This window comes from Microcystis sp. M49636_WE2 (genome assembly GCF_030065375.1).
GTDB lineage: Bacteria > Cyanobacteriota > Cyanobacteriia > Cyanobacteriales > Microcystaceae > Microcystis > Microcystis aeruginosa_C.
In genome coordinates this window covers 1-1,067 of the sequence record NZ_JASJFG010000463.1, presented here as the reverse complement: position 1 = coordinate 1,067, position 1,067 = coordinate 1, and the positions used below count along the sequence as shown (strand labels likewise).

Below are 1,067 nucleotides of genomic sequence, written 5' to 3'. Positions count from 1 at the left end.
TTATACCTAAAGGTCTGGGAATTGCCCCTAAACTGGCGACAAATGCGGTTAAAGCGTAGCGATTTGAGTCAATAATTTGACCTTTTTGGAGGGTTTCATCGGGATTAATTAATTCATCTCCCGTGGAGAAAATTGCCACTTTCGGACGGGAAAAAACTGTTAATTCGGTAGCTTGTGCCGTGGCTAAAACTGCTATTTCTGGAGAATTAAGGGCAATACCGGCTTTTAATAAGGTATTTCCTGCTTGATAGAATGTGCCACGTTGACGCACGAAAAGACCTATTTTTTCGGGAGGGATAAGAATCGCCACTCGCTCCCCTTTTTTGTTAGTATTTTCCTGCATGATAATCGTATCACTGCCGGCGGGTAACATCGCTCCTGTAAATATTCGGGCTGTTTCTCCTGGTTGAATAATTTTTTCGGGGGCTTTGCCGGCGGGAATTTCGGCGATAATCTTTAAAGTAACGGGATTTTCTGGGTTAGTGTCTTTGACATCTTCGTAGCGGACAGCATAGCCATCCATTGCGGAATTATCCCAGTAGGGAAAGTCTAAATCACTGCTGATATCTTCGGCTAAAATGCGCCCAAAAGCTGCCTCTAGAGAAACTTTTTCTGTTTGCTTTTGGGGTTGAATTTGAGTTAAAATTATAGATTCTGCTTCTTTGACTGAGTACATGGATTAAAAAAATGAACCGATTAACTAGATTAAGGGTGGAAGATATACAAGCTTGGATTGGGGAGGTGCATTTATTGGATAGGAAGGGTCAGACTCCCTATTATATACCAGTTTTGAACCGAGTTAATCCCGAGGTTTTCGCTCTTCAGATTCACTGTCTTGAGGGGGAGATTTTGTCTTGGGGAGATGAAACTGTAACTTTTCCTTTGATGAGTGTGATTAAACCTTTTTTGTTATTATATCTTTTAAACCATTTAGGGGAAGATGCTGTTTTTCGTCGCGTGGGAAAACAAGCTTCTAGTTATCCTTTTAATTCCTTAACTCAACTGCAAGAGGATCGCGGTTTTCCCCGTAATCCTATGATTAATAGTGGTGCGATCGCATTGGCGGA

The 1,067-nt window shown here is 41.6% G+C and carries 2 protein-coding genes; one reads left to right on the top strand and one right to left on the bottom strand.

All coding sequences use genetic code 11. The annotated features are described in order from the left end of the window. The coding region (locus PX484_RS10985; protein WP_288103824.1) for a molybdopterin molybdotransferase MoeA at positions 1-676 on the bottom strand (676 nt) is incomplete at its 3' end. A gap of 11 nt (positions 677-687) precedes the next feature. Between PX484_RS10985 and PX484_RS10980 the strand changes: the two genes are divergently transcribed. Further along, positions 688-1,067: glutaminase (locus PX484_RS10980; RefSeq protein WP_288103823.1), on the top strand; the 380-nt coding region annotated here is incomplete at its 3' end.